The following is an 18,128-nucleotide window of genomic DNA, read 5'->3' as shown; positions in this document are numbered from 1 at the left end:
GACCAACTGGCGAGCGTTTCGCGGACGACGCCAGTGCCACAGGTTGTCAGCCTCATGGACGACACCGAGGCGACCAAGAGCGAGCGCTCAAACATCTATCGATGTGCGCGTCACCAGTTCTGTTGCACTGGTTCAACTTGCCGCAGCGATGAGCATCGAGCGAAAGTAGAGCCGCTCGCCGCACCGTGTCAGCAATGCGCCTGCCGGCCCGGTGCAAACTGAGCCGACGGCGGTTACTGCCGAGCGCGATCGTTCGCGCCTGACTGCTCAAGGACGGACGCGGTACAGCGTGCGGTGTCCGAGCACGAACAAGGTCCGCCCGTCCTGCCCACCAAAGACGATCTGGATCGGGCGTTCGGGCACGTCGATCCTGCCGGCGGGCGTGCCGTCGGAAGCGAACACCCAGATCTGCCCGTTGGCGACGAACACCCGCCCGTCAGGGCCGACCGCGACGCTTTCTCCGCCCCGCGCGGCGAAGGGCTTGAGGTCGGTCAACGCGCCCGACGATCCGACCAGCGCGATGTAGGTCCGTGCTTCCGAGGCATTGCTGACGTAAACGCGCGAGCCCGGCCGCGCGGTCACGAAGCCGTAGCTGTCGAGCGCGTGCGAGAAACGGCGTCCGCGATGGTCGGCCGGTCCCTGCTGAAACACGCGGTAAGCGGGCAGCGTCAAACTACCATCGGGTGAAATATACCCACGTTCGGGCGGCGTCGCGACATCGCGCGCGAACAGATCGGCCAGCGTGGTGAAGCGCAGCGTGGCGCTATCCAATTGATCCTTGAACTCGCCGTTGTTCCACCAATTGCCTGGCAGCGCGAGCGCGACATTGCCATCTCGTTTCATCGGCGTCGGCGCGATCACCGTCACGTCGCCGTCGGAACTGCCAGGGCGGAAGCTGTACACCGTGCCGTCGCGGCCCGCCGACGACAACACCATCAGATTGCCCGAGCGATCGGCGGCTAGGTTGACGGCATCGCTCGTCGCATCGCGCTCGATTCCCAAGCCGCGTCGCTCGTCCCAGCGATAGATGCGTTGCTGGATCCGATCGACGAAATAGAGCGTACCGTCGGGCGCGGCGGTCGCGCCGCCGATCGCGTCGAACCCGTCGCCGATCCGCTCCACGCGCGCGTCGCTGGCGATCGGCGCGGCAGCAGGCGTCGCGGCAGAGGGTGTGACGGTATTAGGCGTCGACGGCACGTCCAGCATCGCGAACTCGCGCTCGCGCACCTCCAGCCCGCGTGCCACGTCGACGATCGCATTCTCGTACGGGAATTTGTTGGCACGCAGAAAGGTCGCGCAACCGTTCTCGTCGCACGTGCCGAGCCCGCTCTCCGCATTTACGTGGACGTTGCGGAAGCGGATATTGCGGCTGTTGTACAGCGTCACCGCGGCAGGCTTGGGCTTTTGCGTGCGGGTGACGCGATAAGCGTGCAGGTTGGCGATCAGCAGGTCGCGTGAGTCCCGGATCTCCAGCGCCACCGCGTCGCGGCTCTCGCCGCCCTCCTCCTCCGTTTGCGGGGCGAGAAGCTCCCAGTTGGCGACCCGATTGAGCCCGATCTCGACCCGGCCGTGGTGCTCGGCCGACAGCTGATACACATGCCCCGGCGTGTCGGTGTCTGACACGTAAAAGCCCGCCTGCGCGTAGGTGTTGGGCGTCCAGATGTTGTTGAACGTGCCGCCGCCGCCGCGCGTCACCCACAGGCTGGGATATTGCGCGTCCCAGCGCTTGGCCGGATCGGCATCGCCGCTCGCATTGGCATTATAGGGCACGAACCTTTTGCCCCCGGCCAGGTCGGTCCCGTGCCCGCCCTGGAACTTGACGTCGTCGACCAGCGACTCCGCGCCCGCGGTCCACAGCAAGGCGGTGGCGCGCGGGTTGATCCCGCCGGTGAACAGCCCCAGGCCCGACACGATCGCGTCCCCGCCATCGGCGCTCTGGACCAGCGCCTTGGGCGCGCCTACCCCCTGGAAGGCGGGGGTGCCGTCGGGCAAGATGATCTGCGTCAGATTGGGGTGCAGCGCCACCAGCACGCTGTCGGGGCGCAGCCGCAGCGTGTCGCGCACGACGTAGCGGCCGGCGGGGAAGTAGACGGTGCGGTGTTCGTTGATCGCGCGCTGGATCGCGGCGGTGTCGTCGCTGCGATCATCACCCTTCGCGCCCGCGTCGCGCACGTTGAACCAGTCGCCCGTCGCAGGTAGCGCGCGGATCGCGTCCGCCCGCCGTGCTGGCAGCGCGCCCAGCGCCTCCGCGTCCGCGCGCGTCTCGAACCTGCCCATCTCGTCCAGCGCCGGAACCGACAGGCCGTAGCCGAACGCGCGCATGCGATACGCCGCGCCCTTCCCCGCTACCGTCCGGCCGCTGTCGCGAAAGCGCGCAAAGGTAGGCGTGCGCGCGGCCAGCGCATGGTCGAACCCGATCTGGGTATAAGGATTGTTCTCGTTCGAGATGACGATCGCGGCGCGCGAGACATTCTCGAACCGCACGTCCTTGCCCCACAGCCAGTCGCCATAGCCTTCGTCGATGTCGATGCCGACCGGCGTGTCGCGGATCGCGACGTTGACCATCGTCAGCCCCGCCTCATGCTCGCGGATCGCGGCATCGCGCTGCCCCTCGAACGTCGCGTCGATCAGCGCGAACGGCCAGGCCGGTGACGGCTTCTCGGTTAGAATGCCGTAGCGCCCGCCGCTGAAATGCAGGTCCTGCCCGATGTTGCCGACCTGGTAGAGACCGGCCAGCGCCGATCCGAGATCGAAGCGCATGTGGCTGACGTAAGCGTGCTGCGCCGCGTGAAAGCGGATCGCCGCGGTCGCCGGGTTGCCGCGCCCGACGCGGATGTCGACGTTGCTGATCGCGGAATAGAAGGTGCCGGGGTTCGCGTCAGCGATGGCGGGGTCGAACGGCACGCTGCCGGGCGGCGGGAATGGCACGCGGCGCCCGTCTGCTCCCGCACGTCGTGCGCCCGCGAACATGATCATGTTGGCGACCCCGCGGCTGAACCCCGGCGTGTGGTCGCCCAGCACGATCCGCGGCCGCGTCGCGCCCACGCCGAACAGGCGCACGCCCGGCCACAGGTAGATGGTGCGCGTGATGCGATAATCGCCCGAGGGCAGGAACACGATGCCGCCGCCGCCCTGATCGGCCGCAGCGTCGATCGCGCGCTGGATCGCGGCGCTGTCGTCGGCGCGCCCGTCGCCGATGCCGCGCACCACCGTCGCACGCGCGTCCACCGGCGCGGTGACGAAGGCTGATCGCTCAGCCGTAGCGGGTAGCGCGCCGCCGATGGTCGCGGAGAGGATGATTGCCGCTGCGTGAAGGCGAACCATGCTGGAAACCTCGCGTGGAGAAAAAAGCCCCGGCGCAAAGGCCGGGGCAGTCGGGGGGAACGAAGGGGACGGCGGCGGGCCGCTATCGACGATGATGCCGTGTCAGAACTTGAACCGCACGCCGGCGCGGAAGACGCGGCCGATGATGTCATAGAGCTGCGGATTGATGTCGACGCCGGTGTTGGTCTGCGGCGACGGCGTCGGATCGCGGTTGAACAGATTGTCGACCTTGAAATAGGCGCTCAGCCCGGTCGAGAAATTGTACGTGCCGCCGATGTCGAAGTAAAAGGCGCCGTCCATCTTGTTGAAGTCGATCGTCGGCGCGTTCGCGGTCGATACGGGGCAATTGGTGTCGCACACCACGTACTGGCTGCCGAACACGCCGTCGGAGAACCAGCGCTGTTGCAGGAACAAGGAGAACTCGTCCTGCGCGTAGGTCTGCGTCGCCAGCCACTTCCACGACGGCGTAGCGCCCGTGTTCACGCCCGCGGAGTCGATCGGCACCGTGTTGGGCAGGCCCAGGTCTGTGACGAAGTTGATGACGTGAGTGGCGAGTCCGCGCACCGTGAATGAGCCCGGCAAGCCGAGCGGCTGCTTCATCTGGTAGCTCGCCTCGATGTCGAAGCCTTCGGTCTTGATCGACGCCAGGTTGAACGGCTGCACGTTGACGAAATTGCCCGTGCCGCCGGGTCCATCGAGGAAGAACGCGCCGCACAATTGCGTCACACCCTGCTGGCAGTAATTCACCAGCTGCTGCGCGCCGAGCGCGGAGATCACGTCCTTGATCTTGATATGGTAGTAATCGAACGACAGGCTGAGCCCGGGCAGCCACTCGGGACGCGACAGCACTGCGCCCAGTTCGGTGTTGCGTGCGGTCTCGGGCACCAGATTGGCGTTGCCGATGGTGTTCTGCGAGATTGCCACCGCGCTGTTGTTGAACGGGTTGGTGAAATTCGGCACGTTGACCGAGATCGGCGCGGCGAACAGTTCGGACAAATTGGGTGCACGCACGTCACGCGACGTGACTGCGCGCAGGCGGAAGCCGTCGAGCGGCGTATCCCAGGTGCCGCCGACCTTCCACGTGTAAACGGTGCCTGACGTGCTGTAATTGGTGGCGCGCCCGGCAAGATTGACGTTCGCGGTGCCCGCGCCGTCAGGGTCGTTCAACACCGGCACGTTCAGTTCGAGATAGCTTTCCAGCACCGAGTAAGCGCCGCGGCCCGCGCGGTAATTGCCCGCGTACCAATTGCCGCCGCCATTGTCGAAGATCGGGTCGGCCGGATAATCGGCGTTGTACGCGGTCGCCCCGGTCAGGATGCCATTGCCGTACGGATCGGCGGTCACACGGTAGAACTCATGCCGCCATTCCGCACCCAGCGCCACCGAGATCGGTCCAGCCCACGTCGAGAAAGCGTTGCCCGAAATGTTGGCGCTCGCCACGTCCTGCGTCTGGCGCGTGTGCTGGAACGGGCCGTTGGCGGGTTGCAGATAGGCCAGCGCTTCGGGTGACAGTGGCGTGCCGCCGAAGATGTTGATCGGTCGGCACCCGCCGGCGCGCGCCACGGGATCGCGGCAGACGATCGCACCGCTCGCGTCGCGCGTGGCATCGATCGCGCGCAGGTAGCGGCGCGGGATCAGCATGTTGCTGACGGTGATGTCGGTGATGTTCTCGCCGTGCTCGTAATAAGCGTCGTAGCGCCAATCCTGCCCCAGCGCCTCGACCTTGCCGTTGGCGCCCGCGACGAAGCGATATTGCTTGCGCGACGGCTCCACCTTGATGTTCGGCAGGATCGCGTTGCTGACGCCGTAGCCGAACGTGCCCGACGCCGGGCAGAGCGCCGATACCGATGCGGGCAAAAACGGATTGTCGCAGCGCATCGTCAGGCTCGACTGCGCCGCGCCGGGATTGGGCTGGTTGTTGCTGTCGACCTGCGAGATGTTGACGGTCGCGTAGATCTCGTTGTCGGCGTCGATGTCGAAGCCGACCCGGCCGTAACCGTTGTAGCGGTCGAGCCCGGATTTCAGCGTGGTACCGATCCCGACGTTGCCCGACAGGTCGCCACCGATACAGAAACCGACGTAGCAGCCCGCGACATTGCCCGTGTTGTTGCGCGTCGGCACGCCGTTGGAGCCGTATTGGAACGCGAACGGCTGTCCGTCGCGGTTGAACGCGGTGCCCTGCAACGGTCCGTTGTTGATGAGGCCGTACAGCGTGTACTGATACGCCTGCGCGTGCTCGCGGTAGTTGAACTGCGGACGGCCGTCGTTCGTGATGCCGCGGTTGACGATGGTGGCGGTGGTGTACCAGTCGCGACCCGCCGGCGCATCCTCACCAAAGCCACCCGGCCCGATGCCCTCCTCGTGCGCGTATTCGCCGCTGACGATCAGGTGCAGGCGGTCGTTGGCGAACGACTTGCCCGCCGCCAATTGCACCAGCACCGATTCATCGTCGCCGTAGGTGCTGATGCCACCCTGGACATTGCCCTTCAGCCCGGTGAACCGCTTGTTGGTGATGAAGTTGACGACGCCGCCGACCGCGTCCGACCCGTAGGAGGCAGAGGCGCCGCCCGTCACCACGTCGACGCGGTCGATCAGCAGCTGCGGGAACTGGCTGATGTCGGGCACGCCCGTCACGTTCGCGCCGACCACGCGCTGCCCGTCGAGCAGCGTCAGCGTGCGGATCGTACCCAGGCCGCGCAGCGAGAAGGAGCTGAGCCCCTGCGTGCCGCTCGACGTGCTGTTCGTGCCGGTCGTGACACCGGTTGAGCCTTGCAGCGACGGCAGCTGCGCGATCGTGTTGAAGATGTTGGGCTGCGCATTCGCCTGGATCTGCTCGGCGCCGATCACGGTCGTGGGGGTCGGCGCGGTGAAGCCGCTCGACTGGATGCGCGAACCCGTGACCACGATGTCCGACGATGCGCCCGGTGCCTGTTCGGCGTTGGTGTCGATCGAGGTACCGGGCGCGGCGGGTGCCTGCGTAGCCTGATCGGCGGGCGGCCCGACCGCCTCCTGCGCCGCCGCCGGCAGTGCCAGCGCACAGGCAAGGATCGGCGCCAGGCTGGCGCGCAGCACCGCGGTGCGGCGACGGGCCATTAACGGTTCGGCGAACATGCTCTTCATCTTATCTTCCCCCAATATAATGTTTTTCATGCCGGTCACGGGCGCGCGGCGTAGAGCGCGTGGTGCGTCAGGATGTACAAGGTGCGGCCGTCCGCGCCGCCGAACAGCAGCTGGAGCGGGCGGTCGGGCACGTCGATCCGGCCCAGTTCGCGCCCATCGGCGGCGTAAGCGAACACCTGTCCGTTAGCGACGAACACGCGCCCGTCCGGCCCCTTGACGACGCTCTCGCCGCCGCGGTTCGCGAACGGCTTCAGATCGGTCAGCGTCCCGCCCGCGCCGACCAGCCCGCTGTAGGTCATGTTCTCCGACGAATTGGTCACGAACACGCGCTCGCCGGGCTTGCCCGACACGAAACCGTGCGCATTGAGCGCGTCCGACCAGCGCCAGCCGATGTGATCGGGCGAGCCCTGCTGAAAGGTGCGGAAGGCCGGCAGCACCAGGCTGCCGTCGGCGGACGCGTATTGGCGCGGCTTGGGTGCCGCGACGTCGCGTGCGAACATCTCGCCCAGCGTGGTGAAATGGTCGCGCGCGGGATCGTACTGGTCGCGGAATTCGCCGTTGTTCCACCAATTAACCGGCAGCAGCACGCGCGCTCCGTCACCCGCCCCGCCCTGCGGCGTCGCCGCGGTCGCCGCCAGCACGCTCACTTGAGGATCGTGACGGCGCGGATCGACCTGATACACGGTGCCTTCCGGACCGTAGCTCGACAGCACCAGCAGCTTGCCCGACGCGTCGACCGCCAGATTGACCGGGTCGAGCGCATGGTCGCGCACGATCTCCAGTCCCTTGTTCGGCGTGTAGCGGTAGATGCGCTGGAACCGCCGCTCGACGAAGTACAGCGCGCCCGATGCGTCGCTTGCACCGCCCGAGATCGAGAAGAAGCCGTCTTCCAGCTTCTTTACCTCACCGCCGAGCCGCGACACGGCAGGCGCGACCGGCTTGGCCGGCACGTCGAGCCGCGCGAACTCGCGCTCGCGCACGTCGAGCTTGTTGGTCATGTCGCGAATCGTGTTCTCGAACGGGAACTTGCTCGCGCGCAGGAACGTGCCGCACCCGTTCGTGTCGCAGGTCGCGAACCCGCTCTCGGCGTTGACGTGAACGTTGCGGAACCGAATGTCGGACGAGTTGAACAGTTTCACCGCCATCGGCGCGGGGTGGAAGTTTCGCGTCACGCGGTACGCATGGTAATTGGCGAACAGCAGGTTGCGCGAGTTGCGCACCTCCAGCGAGACGGCATCCATGCCCTCGCCCACTTCCTGCTCGGTCTGCGGCGCGAGCAGCTCCCAATTCTCGACATTGTCGAACACGAATTCGTTGCGCACGTGATGCTCGACCGACATCTCGTAGACGTGGCCGGGCACGCGCGTGTTGGAGACGTAGAAGCCCGCCTGCGCGAAGGTGTTGGGGCTCCAGATATCGGCAAAGGTGCCGCCGCCGCCGTCGACCCAGATGCTGGGATATTGCGCATCCCAGCGATTGTCCGCGATCGGATCGCCGCCACCGCCACGCCGCTCGCCCAGCCCCTTGCCGTCGACGGTCGGCGTGCCGCCGCCGCCCATGATCTTGACGTCGTTGAGCAAGCTGTCCGCGCCCGAACGCCACACGATGTTGGCCGCGCGCGGATTGATCCGACCGGTGAACAGGCCAAGGCCTTGCACGATGTTGCGCCCGCCCAGCGGCGTCTCGATGATCGGCACCACGCTGCCGACGCCGGCATGGCGCGGGTTCTCGTCCGGAATGACGAACTGCGTCATCGCCGGGTGCATGCCGATCAGCACCGTGTCGGGCTTCAGCCGCAGCGTGTCGGTGACGATGTAGAAGCCGGTCGGGAAATACAGCACGCGCTGCGTGTCGATCGCGCGCTGGATCGCGGCGGTGTCGTCGGTCCGCCCGTCGCCGCGCACGCCCAGCGTCTTGACGTTGGTCCACTGCGCTATCGCGGGCAGCGCACGGATTGCCGGTCCGCCTGCCGCCGGCAGCGCGCGCAGCGGCGCGATCTGCACGTCCGTGGCGGTCTTGCCGACCGTCTCCAGGCCGTTCACCTTGACCCCGTGGCTGAACGAGGTGACGCGGTACGCGCCCGCTCGGCCAGGGATCGTCCGATCGCTACCCGCGAAGCGCACCAATGTCGGCACGTTGGACGCGACCGCATTGTCGAGCCCCATCTGCGTGAACACGCTCTTCTCCGCGCCGATCACCAGCCCGGCGCGCGAGACGTTCTCCAGCCGCAGGTTCTTGGCCCAGAAGCTGTCGCCGTACCCTTCGTCGATCTGCACGCCCACCGGCGTGTCGCGGATCGACACGTTGACCAGCGTCAGCCCCGCCTCATGCTCGCGGATCGCGGCGTCGCGCTGCCCGTCGAAGGTCGAGTCGAGCAGCGTGAACTGCCACGCGGGCGAGGTCTTCTCGGTGACGATGCCGTAGCGGCCGCCGTGGAAGTGGACGTCCTCCATGACGTTGCCCGCCTGGTAGACGCCGGCGAACGCCGACCCCAGGCGAAAGTCCATATGGCTGAGGAAGCCGTGCTGCGCCACGCGGAAGCGGACGCCCGCGGCGGCCGGGTTGCCGTCGCCGATCTCGACGTCGACGTTGCTCATCGAGGAATAGAAGGTGGCGGAGTTGGCGTCGCGCACCACCTTGCCCGCCGGCACCACGCCGGGCACCGGCACCGGCACGTCGCCGACGTTATATTGGTCCCCGCCCGAGAAGACGATCATGGTCGACACGCCCTGCTGGAACCCAGGCGTGTTGGGGGCGAGCACGATCACCGGGCGCGTCGGACCGGTGCCGAACACGCGCACCCCAATCGGCACGATCAGCGTGCGGGTAATGCGGTAACGGCCCGAGGGCAGGAACACGAGGCCGTGGCCGGTCTTGTCGCGCGCGGTGTCGAGCGCCTGCTGGATCGCGGCGGTGTCGTCGGCGCGTCCGTCACCCTTGCCCTTCACGATCTTCGCGGCGGGGTCGTCGGGGCGGGTCGGCAGCGCCGACATACCGGCAGCCGTCGGCGCGGCGAGCGCGATCGGCGATGTTGTGACCGCCAGCAACGACGCCAGTAGAAGACCGAAGCGCATTGTCTCTCCCATGTGCATGGCCTGCTGTCCGTGCCTGTTTACCGTCACTAAGCCCCGCCTCCCGTTGGAACATCCACGACGATGGTCGTAGTTTCGCGCCTCCGCGGTCGGGCGTAGCGATGCCGGGAACCAAGCCGCCGTCTTTCGCGTCGGCGCAGGCATGGAGTTTCTCGCGTGAAGCGACCTGTTGCGAATGCCGGCGTGCCGCTGGCGATCGTCGTCATGGGGGTCAGCGGCTCCGGCAAATCGACGCTGGGCGCGCTGCTCGCGCGCGCACTGCACTGTCCGTTCCTGGAGGGCGACGACTTTCACGACGAAGCGGCCGTGGCGAAGATGCGTGCGGGTCATGCATTGGTGGACGACGATCGCTGGCCTTGGCTCGACCGCCTGGGACGCGCGCTGGAACAAACGGCCGCGGAAAACGGCTGCGCGGTGGCGACCTGTTCGGCGCTGCGCCGCAGCTACCGCGAACGGTTGATCGCCGCAGCCGGGAACGGCACGCGCTTCGTTCTGCTCGACAACGACCGTGACGAATTGCTGCGCCGCTTGTCCGACCGGCCGGGGCATTACATGCCGCCCAGCCTGCTCGACAGTCAGCTCGACACGCTGGAACGCCCGAGTAGTGACGAACCGATCCTGGCGCTCTCCTCCAGCGCCACGCCGCATGACTTGTGCGAAGCGGCGGTGACGTGGTTACAACGCGCCTGACTGCGCGCGATCAAGGACAACGCGCTACGGCATCAACCGCTTGCGCCCTTCCGACAGATGCCAGCGCATCGCCAGCGCCGCGCCGTCCGCATCCTGCGCGCGGATCGCGTCCACGACCATGTCGTGCTCGCGCATCATCGCGCCGATTACCTCGGGCGGTCGCGAGCGTGAGATATCGACGCCCGCACGCATGATCTTGTCGATGTCGGCGAACAAGGCGTCGAACGCCGACAGGAACGCCGGATTGGCGGTCGCCAACACGATGCGGCGGTGAAGTTCCATATCCTCGTCGTGTGCCGGGGCGCTCGACAACAGCGCGTCGCGCAGCGCGGCCAGCGCTTCCTCGATCGCGACCAGTTCCTCGGGCGAGCGGCGCACCGCCGCCAGCCGCGCGGTTTCCGCTTCCAGCACAAACCGCACTTCGTAGGTGCCGAGCGTGGTCGGCAGTTCGGCCATCGGCACGTAGGCGAGCATGCGGTCGGACGGCCGGCTCTTGACGAACGACCCAGCACCGCGCCGCGGCTCGGTAATCCCGTCCGACGCTAGCCGTGCCAGCGCCTCGCGCACGATGGTGCGCGACATGCCGAACATCTCCGCCAGCCGAGACTCGGATGGCAGCCGATCGCCGACGCACAGATCGTCGCCGTTGATGATCTCGACGATACCCGAATAGGCTCGGTCCGTCAGCCGCTCCCCGCTCATCCCGGCGCTCCTCTTCCCCGCTCAGAATAGCGTGCTGGCGCCCAGGACCAAGAGCAATCCGATCACCGAGATTGCGGTCTCCAGCGCGGACCAAGTGCGGAACGTGCCCGGTGTGTCGGTGCCGAGGTAACTCTTCACCAGCCAGAAGCCCGGATCGTTGACGTGGCTGAAGAACACCGAGCCCGCACCGATCGCGAGCACCGTCCACTCGGGCGACGCGCCTGTAGCCGCCACCACGCCGGGCATCACCCCCGCGGTGGTGATTGTGGCCACCGTGGCGGAACCGGTGGCGAGCCGGATGCACACCGCGATGCCCCAGGCGAACAGCAGCGGCGACAGCGAGGCGCCCGTCGAAGCGCGCACCAGCAGATCGGACAATCCGGCGCTGACCAGCACCTGCTTCAAGGCCCCGCCGGCACCGATCGCGAGCAGGATCGCGCCCGCCGGCGCCATGGTCTCGCCCCAGATTGCCGACTGCACCGGCGCGCGCAGCGCAGCACGCCCGAACAGCAGCGGCAGCGCCGCGAGACACGCGACCAGCAGCGCGAGGACCGGATTGCTGGCGGCACGCAGCCACTCAGCCGACGTAGCCATGCTCGCGGGCATCAGCGCTGGCACCTGTCCCGCCGCGATCAACACCACCGGCAGCAGCACCACCAGCAGCGCGCGCCAGATCGGCGGCGCGGGCACCTCGACCCGCGCGGGCGCCAGCGTCGGCGCTCCCAATGACACGCCGCGCGCCGTGATCTGTGCCAGCATCGGCCCCGCCAGCACCGCAGTCGGCACCGCGACAACGAGACCGTACAGCATCGTGCGGCCGAGATCGGCGCCTAGCGCCTCGACCGCCAGCAGGGGGCCCGGATGCGGCGGAACCAACGCGTGGACCACCGACAATCCGGTCACCGCCGACAGCATCAGCCGCAGCTTGGCCGCGTCGTTCGCCCCCGGCAGCACCGCGGCCGCCGACGCGACGATCGGCAGCAGCAGCACCAGACCCGTCTCGAAGAACAACGGCAGGCCGATCACCAACGCGGTGATGAGCGCGGCCCAAGGCGCGCCCTTCGGCCCCGACCAGCGCAGCGCAGCGCGCGCTATACCCGCCGCACCGTCCGACAATTGCAGCATCGCACCAAGCGCCAGGCCGAGCGCCACCACCAGCCCGGTGCCACCCAGGATGTCGCCCGCGCCTTTCTGTACCGCCTTGGCAGTGTCGGCGATCGGCAGGCCGGCGAGCAAGCCAACCGCGAACGCGCCGCACAACAGGCCAATGAACGGGTGAAGACGGGCCTTGACGATCAGCGCGATGGACAATGCAATTCCAGCCAACGCGGCGAGCACCAATTGGAGGTCGGCACCGGTCACGCGACGCGCCGATCGGACGGATTTAACTCACGTACGTCGCTGCGCCCGGTCACCATCGCCCACCTCCCCACGTCGAGTGCGTCAAACCGCGCACCCATTTTCGCTGTCACAACCTGTATGACAGAAATGGGCCGAAGCAAGCGGATATCGTCTTTTGCGACGAATAATGCTTGAACCTGTTGGACCACTTCATCTATCACGGTGACATAACAAGTTTTCGGGCACGCCAGCGACACGGCGTGACACGGCAACGTTCATAGGGAGGCAGCGCATGGACCAGCATCAGCGTCACAACACCTTCGGCACGGTGGTGGAGTTCGTGCCGGCCGCAGCGCGGCTGACCCCCACACAGCTCAAAGTCATGCAGGGCGTGCGGTCGGGCCTGCTCAACAAGCAGATCGCCTACGATCTCGGCATCGCGGAAGCGACGGTGAAGGCGCATATGACTGCGTTGATGCGGAAGTTGAACGTGCACAATCGGACGCAAGTGGCGGTGGCGGCGCAGGCGATGGGCTACGGACAGCGCCTCGCCGGTTGAGTGCGGCCACTATTGCCCCGCGGGTTGGACCAGTCCGATCCACAGCACTTCCGTGACAGAAGTTGCTCGCCAGCGACCATAGTGCGTAGCGGTGCGACGAATGATTGAATCGGCCAAGTCTGACGAGCAGACAGCGACTAAAGCGATCGGCCGGTCGGCGCTCAGCCTCGTGGGGCGGGTGGTATGGTTGACCGCTTAATGCGTATTGATAGGTTCGCCGTTACGGCTTGAAGAAGCACTGCCCCGCGGGTCAGGTGCGCTCGCGGCAGCGTTGGCAGGTTCCCCGCACTTCGATCACCGGGCGGGTCGGCGCGAAGCCGCTGCCTTCCGCGGCGTGGCGGATGCTGCTGGCAATCTTGTCGTCGTCGACGTGGTCGGCGGCGCCGCACTGGTCACAGACCAGGAAGATACAATCGTGCCGGCATCCGGGATGCACGTTGGCGACATACGCATTCTGGCTCTCGACGCGTTGCGCCACGTTTGCCGCGACGAACAGATCAAGGATGCGGTAGATGCTGTTCGCCGCGATGCGCCGTCCCTGCGCGCGCGACAGATGCTCGGCCAGATCATAAGCCGATGCCGGCTTCGCGAAGGAAGCGAGCACGTCGAATACCTGCGCCCGCATCGGGGTCCATTGTTCGCCCGCGTCCTGCAACGCCACACGCGCGGCATCCGCCAATGCGCCACCCTCGGGTTCCTGATGCTGATGGGCGGCGTGGATCATGAGACGGTATCTAGGGCGTCGGCGCGATCGGAGCAATGACGAGCCACCGCGCACGCGATTGTTGAGCGCCAAACCGGGACCCTGGCCGCCGCTCGCCCGACGGATACATAAAGTAACATTCCCTCTTGATACGTGATATCATTCTGGTTAGCCGCGAGAAAATCGGTACGAGGAAGTGATTACATGAACGGATTGCGGTTCGGCGTCAGCCTGTTGGCCATCGGCATGGCCGCCCCTGCCCTGGCGCAGACCACGGGGCCGGGCCAGTCCGAGCCGACCGCGCCCGCGCGACGCGGCGACATCATCGTCACCGCGCCGTTCCAACAGAGCGAGGCGGACGTGCTCCAGGGCACCTCCATCGTCACCGGCGAAGAGTTGACCAGAGAATTGCGGCCGACGATCGGCGAAACGCTGGCGCGTCAGCCTGGCGTGTCGGCCACCTCCTTCGGCCCCAATGCGTCGCGTCCGGTGCTGCGCGGTCTGCAGGGCGAGCGCGTGCGCGTCCTGACCGACGGCATCGGTTCGATCGACGTGTCGAACACCTCCGTCGATCACGCGGTTGCGATCAACCCGCTGCTTGCCGAGCGGGTGGAGGTGCTGCGTGGTCCGTCGGCGCTGCTGTTCGGGTCCTCGGCGGTGGGTGGCGTCGTCAACGTCGTCGACCTGCGCATCCCGCGCACGATCCCGGAAGCGGGTTACCGCGTGAACGCGATCGGCAATTACGGCTCGGCCGCCAACGAGCGGTCGGGCGCTGCCGCTGCCGATCTCGCGCTCGGCAAGCTCGTGCTTCATGCCGATGGTTCGTACAGCAAGACCGACGATCTCGAGGTCGGCGGTTACGTGCTGTCGCGAAGCGCGCGCGCTGCGGCCCTGTCGCAGGTCGGGCTGCCGCAGGACGTCGGGATCGGGGAGGATGGTCAGCCCGGCGAGCCGATCGACTTCGCCGGCAACGCCGCGCTCCGCAATCGCCTGCCGAACAGCGCGTCCGAGACCTGGACCGCGGGCGCGGGCGCGTCGATCGTGACCGACACCGGCCACCTGGGCGTATCGTACAGCCATTACGACAGTTTCTACGGTATCCCCGTCCGCTACGCGACGGAAGTCGGCCAGGAGCAGGAGGCGCCGCGCCTGGACATCGTCCAGAACCGCGTCGACCTGCGCGGCGAAGTGGAAACCGGCGGTGGTCTCCTTGACCGCATCCGCGTGCGGGCGGGCCAGGCCACTTATCGCCATTACGAGGTGGAGGAATCGGGCGAGATCGCCACCACGTTCCGCAACAACGGGCTGGAGGGACGGCTGGAGCTGGTTCAGGCCAACCGCGGCGGCTGGCAGGGCGCGAGCGGCGTGCAATATTTCAACCGGCAGTTCGACGTGCAGGGCGAGGAAGCGTTCCTGCCGCGCAACGAGACCAATCAGACCGGCCTGTTCACGCTCCAGCAGATCGATTTCGGCGGCTTCAAGGCCGAAGGCGGCTTACGGTACGAGTGGACGCAGCAGCAGGCCAAGACGGCCAGCGGCGATCTGCGTTATTTTCGCGGCGACCGCGACTTCGGCGCATTGTCGGGCTCACTGGGCGCATCCTTCTCACCGGTCGAGGGCATCCGCCTCGGCCTGAACGGGTCACGGACGGAGCGCGCGCCATCGGGTGAGGAACTGTTCGCGAATGGCGGCCACGCCGGCACCCAGGCGTACGAACTGGGCAATCCCGATTTCCGCAAGGAACGGTCGTGGGGCGTAGAAGCGACGCTGCACGCGCATGGGGACGGCTTCAGCTTCGACGCGTCGGCCTATCACAATTGGTTCAAGAACTTCATCTTCGAGAATCAGGTCGGACAGGCGGTGTGCCAGGCGGCGGCGGACCCGTCGGGCCGCGAGGTCGACCTGCCTTGCTTCCAGTATCAGCAGGCCGGCGCGCGCTTCTACGGGTTCGAGGCGGACGCTTCGGTGCGCCTCGCCACGGTTGGTCAGTACAGCCTGAACCTGGACGGCGTGGCCGACTACGTCCACGCCAGCATTCGCGATGGCGGCCCGGTGCCGCGCATCCCGCCGCTGCGGCTGCTGGGCGGTATCGAGGCGCAGGGCGATCGCGTGACGGCGCGGGCCGAGGTAGAGCACGTGTTCGAGCAGAACCGGATCGCGGCGTTCGAGACGCCGACCGACGATTACACCCTGGTCAATGCCAGCGTGTCGCTGCGGCCGTTCGGGCGTGACAACAAGACGACATTGCTGTTGTCGGCGAACAATCTGTTCGACGTGGTGGCACGCCGGCACGCGAGCTTCCTGAAGGATTTCGCCCCGCTCGCCGGGCGCGATCTGCGGGCGACGATCCGCTTCGGCCTGTAGAAATGACAACGGCGGCAGGTGACCCTGCCGCCGTTCCGTTACGCGAACACGGTTTTTCGCCAGCGATCAGTAACGGAAGGCCAGCGACGCCAGCACGGAACGCGGCGCACCGGGGAAGATCCACAACGCGCTGTAGCTGCTCTGCGCGTAGGTCTGGTCGAGGATGTTGTCGACCTCGACGCGCGCGGTGACGCGGTCGGTCACGGCATAAGCGACGCTGGCCTTGGCCTTGACGTAATCTTCCAATCGCAGGCTGCCGCCGTCCAGCGCGGCGGCGCGCGGCCCGACATAGGTTCCGCCCACGCTGAGGTCGAGATCGCGGCCGGCGACCGGCAGGGTCGCGAACACTTGCAGCGTGCCCGAATGGCGCGGCACGTTGAGCACGTCGGCGCTGGGGAAAGCGGGATCGCGCGCCTCGGCATCGACGAAGGCGTAATTGCCGATCAGCCGGACACCGCGGGCGAGATCGACTTCGCCGTCCAGCTCAACGCCGCGCGACCGGATACGCCCCACGGTCGCCAGGAAGTTCACGTCGATGGGATCGGTCGCCAGGATGTTGCGCTTCGACACGCTGAACCAGCTCGCCGCCGCGCGAAAGCTGGGCAGCACGACCTTGGCGCCGACTTCATAGCCCTTGCCCGTCTCGGGTGCGAACGCCTGTCCGTCACGCCCCACGCTGCTGTTGGCTCGGAACCCCTCGCCCCAATTGGCGTGGAAGGCGAAGCGCGGATCGGGGCGGAAACGCACGCCGCCACGAAACTCCAGCGGATCGCGCTTCAAACGGCTGACCTGGCCGGTGCGGATGTTGTCGATCGTTTGATCCAGATGTTCGTAACGCAGGCCAGCGACGAAGCTGATGCTGTCCGTCGCTTCCCACATATCCTGGGCGTAACCCGCCACCGCCTTTCGCCGCTCGTTGGTGACCGTGAACGGCGTCAACGGTCCGGCGACGCCGCCGTAAACCGGATCGAACACGTTGATCGGGTAAGGCCGCGTCGCGCTCGGCCGGAACCGCTCCTGATAGGTGTCGAAATCGAGGTCGTAGAGCGTGACACCGACGCTCGGCCGGTGGGTGCCGAACGCTTCCACCGTGCCACGCACTTCGGCGCGCCCCGACCAGTCGGTCAGGTTCCAGTCGCGATACCGACGCTGGCGGGTAAGCACGCCGCCCACCGGCGGCGTCGATGCCTCGGTCGAGAAGCCGCGAATGCGCGCGTCGCGATACGCCGTGCCGCCGGCCAGGGTCCAACTGCCGCCCAAATCCTGCTCCAGCGTCAGTTCGTGGCGCCAGTTGCTCGACGATACGCGCCCGTCGGCGGGTTCGCCGAGAAAGCGGTCGCGCGGCACCGCCTCGGGATCGCCGTTCACCGCCGGGATGCCGCGGTCGAACGGCGCGCGGAATTGGACATATTCGCCTTGGTAGGTGAGCGTCGTACCGGGCATCGGCCGCCAGCTAGCCGACGGCGCGAACAAGCGGCGGCGCAGGTCAACGAAGTCGCGGTAACCGTCGCTATTCTCCAGCGCGCCGACGAGGCGGATGGAGAATGTCGGGTCGAGCGCGGATTCGACGTCGGCCTCCACCCGGAACGTGCCGAACGATCCGCCGCTCGCCACCGCGCCGCCGCCAGTGCGGAATTGCGGCTTCTTGGTCACCACGTTGACCAGACCCGCCGGATCGACCGTGCCGAACACCGCGCCGACCGGCCCTTTCAGCACCTCGATCCGTTCCACGTTGGCGGGATCGCGCGGCGGGCCGAAGCCGCGGTTGGCGAGAAAGCCGTCGACGAAATATTCAGCACCAGTGTCGGGCGTGCCGAGGAAGCCGCGGATCGCGTAATTGTCACGCAGGCCGCCCAGATTGTTCTGCTGCGAGATGCCGCTGACCAGCTCCAGCGCGTCGGACAAACGGCGCACGCCGTAATCGTCGAGGATGCTGCGATCGAGCGCGATGCTCGCCTGCGACATGCGCTCGGTCACCACGTCGGAGCCGTTGACGCGGTCGATGCGTCGGCTGCCGAGGACCACGATGTCGTCGACGCTGGTCGCGCCAACCGTTTCGGCAACGGCCGGGGTGGGTGGACCGGCTTGCTGCGCGATAACGGTCGTGGGGGCGAGCAAAGCGGCGAGCAGCCCGAGCGACGACACGCCCGTGATCGCGCACCGGCGCGAGCCATGGCCGAACTTAGTCATGATGTAACGTTTCCCTTTCCGGTCAGCACCGGGGTTGCGTGAT

Annotated in this window: 10 protein-coding genes; 3 read left to right on the top strand and 7 right to left on the bottom strand. The window is 67.1% G+C overall.

Annotation, left to right across the window (positions count from 1 at the left end; translation table 11 throughout):
- Positions 1-267: 267 nt before the first annotated feature.
- The 3 genes from HRV97_RS05395 to HRV97_RS05385 form a co-directional block, all read right to left on the bottom strand.
- Positions 268-3,324: a glycosyl hydrolase family 28-related protein gene (locus tag HRV97_RS05395; RefSeq protein ID WP_174192841.1), complete on the bottom strand. Its 3,057-nt coding sequence runs from the start codon at positions 3,322-3,324 to the stop codon at positions 268-270.
- Between the two features lie 102 nt (positions 3,325-3,426).
- Positions 3,427-6,444, bottom strand: coding sequence for a TonB-dependent receptor plug domain-containing protein (locus HRV97_RS05390; protein ID WP_174192839.1), 3,018 nt, complete (start codon positions 6,442-6,444; stop codon positions 3,427-3,429).
- Positions 6,445-6,479: 35 nt separating this feature from the next.
- Complete coding sequence (locus HRV97_RS05385; RefSeq protein ID WP_174192837.1) at positions 6,480-9,518, bottom strand: glycosyl hydrolase family 28-related protein; 3,039 nt, start codon at positions 9,516-9,518, stop codon at positions 6,480-6,482.
- A 222-nt stretch (positions 9,519-9,740) separates the two neighbouring features.
- Between HRV97_RS05385 and HRV97_RS05380 the strand changes: the two genes are divergently transcribed.
- The gene (locus HRV97_RS05380) at positions 9,741-10,226 is read left to right on the top strand and encodes a gluconokinase (protein WP_174193757.1); all 486 of its coding nucleotides are present in this window, start codon (positions 9,741-9,743) and stop codon (positions 10,224-10,226) included.
- A gap of 24 nt (positions 10,227-10,250) precedes the next feature.
- On the opposite strand, the gene HRV97_RS05375 is transcribed toward HRV97_RS05380, so the two are convergent.
- Positions 10,251-10,928 carry a FadR/GntR family transcriptional regulator gene (locus tag HRV97_RS05375; protein ID WP_174192834.1) on the bottom strand — a complete coding sequence of 226 codons (678 nt, stop codon included), beginning with the start codon at positions 10,926-10,928 and terminating at the stop codon, positions 10,251-10,253.
- Positions 10,929-10,949: 21 nt separating this feature from the next.
- Positions 10,950-12,290: a GntT/GntP/DsdX family permease gene (locus tag HRV97_RS05370; protein ID WP_174192832.1), complete on the bottom strand. Its 1,341-nt coding sequence runs from the start codon at positions 12,288-12,290 to the stop codon at positions 10,950-10,952.
- Between the two features lie 271 nt (positions 12,291-12,561).
- On the opposite strand from HRV97_RS05370, the gene HRV97_RS05365 reads away from it, so the two are divergent.
- Positions 12,562-12,828 carry a response regulator transcription factor gene (locus HRV97_RS05365; protein ID WP_246248572.1) on the top strand — a complete coding sequence of 89 codons (267 nt, stop codon included), beginning with the start codon at positions 12,562-12,564 and terminating at the stop codon, positions 12,826-12,828.
- 250 nt (positions 12,829-13,078) lie between these two features.
- On the opposite strand, the gene HRV97_RS05360 is transcribed toward HRV97_RS05365, so the two are convergent.
- Positions 13,079-13,552, bottom strand: coding sequence for a Fur family transcriptional regulator (locus tag HRV97_RS05360; protein ID WP_174192830.1), 474 nt, complete (start codon positions 13,550-13,552; stop codon positions 13,079-13,081).
- A gap of 183 nt (positions 13,553-13,735) precedes the next feature.
- Between HRV97_RS05360 and HRV97_RS05355 the strand changes: the two genes are divergently transcribed.
- The gene (locus tag HRV97_RS05355; protein WP_174192828.1) at positions 13,736-15,895 is read left to right on the top strand and encodes a TonB-dependent receptor; all 2,160 of its coding nucleotides are present in this window, start codon (positions 13,736-13,738) and stop codon (positions 15,893-15,895) included.
- 66 nt (positions 15,896-15,961) lie between these two features.
- On the opposite strand, the gene HRV97_RS05350 is transcribed toward HRV97_RS05355, so the two are convergent.
- A complete protein-coding gene (locus HRV97_RS05350) occupies positions 15,962-18,085 on the bottom strand; it encodes a TonB-dependent receptor (RefSeq protein ID WP_174192826.1) in 2,124 nt (707 codons plus the stop codon).
- Between the last annotated feature and the right edge of the window lie 43 nt (positions 18,086-18,128).

Source organism: Sphingomonas hominis (assembly GCF_013328205.1).
In the GTDB taxonomy this organism is placed as follows: domain Bacteria; phylum Pseudomonadota; class Alphaproteobacteria; order Sphingomonadales; family Sphingomonadaceae; genus Sphingomonas; species Sphingomonas hominis.
Note: the sequence above shows the minus strand (reverse complement) of the source record. Positions and strands in the feature narration are given on the sequence as shown.

Coding starts and splice junctions, on each gene's coding strand:
- HRV97_RS05390 (WP_174192839.1), bottom strand. CDS start 6,444: ATGAAGAGCATGTTCGCCGAACCGTTAATGGCCCGTCGCCGCACCGCG.
- HRV97_RS05365 (WP_246248572.1), top strand. CDS start 12,562: ATGGACCAGCATCAGCGTCACAACACCTTCGGCACGGTGGTGGAGTTC.
- HRV97_RS05375 (WP_174192834.1), bottom strand. CDS start 10,928: ATGAGCGGGGAGCGGCTGACGGACCGAGCCTATTCGGGTATCGTCGAG.
- HRV97_RS05355 (WP_174192828.1), top strand. CDS start 13,736: ATGAACGGATTGCGGTTCGGCGTCAGCCTGTTGGCCATCGGCATGGCC.
- HRV97_RS05395 (WP_174192841.1), bottom strand. CDS start 3,324: ATGGTTCGCCTTCACGCAGCGGCAATCATCCTCTCCGCGACCATCGGC.
- HRV97_RS05380 (WP_174193757.1), top strand. CDS start 9,741: ATGGGGGTCAGCGGCTCCGGCAAATCGACGCTGGGCGCGCTGCTCGCG.
- HRV97_RS05360 (WP_174192830.1), bottom strand. CDS start 13,552: ATGATCCACGCCGCCCATCAGCATCAGGAACCCGAGGGTGGCGCATTG.
- HRV97_RS05350 (WP_174192826.1), bottom strand. CDS start 18,085: ATGACTAAGTTCGGCCATGGCTCGCGCCGGTGCGCGATCACGGGCGTG.
- HRV97_RS05385 (WP_174192837.1), bottom strand. CDS start 9,518: ATGCGCTTCGGTCTTCTACTGGCGTCGTTGCTGGCGGTCACAACATCG.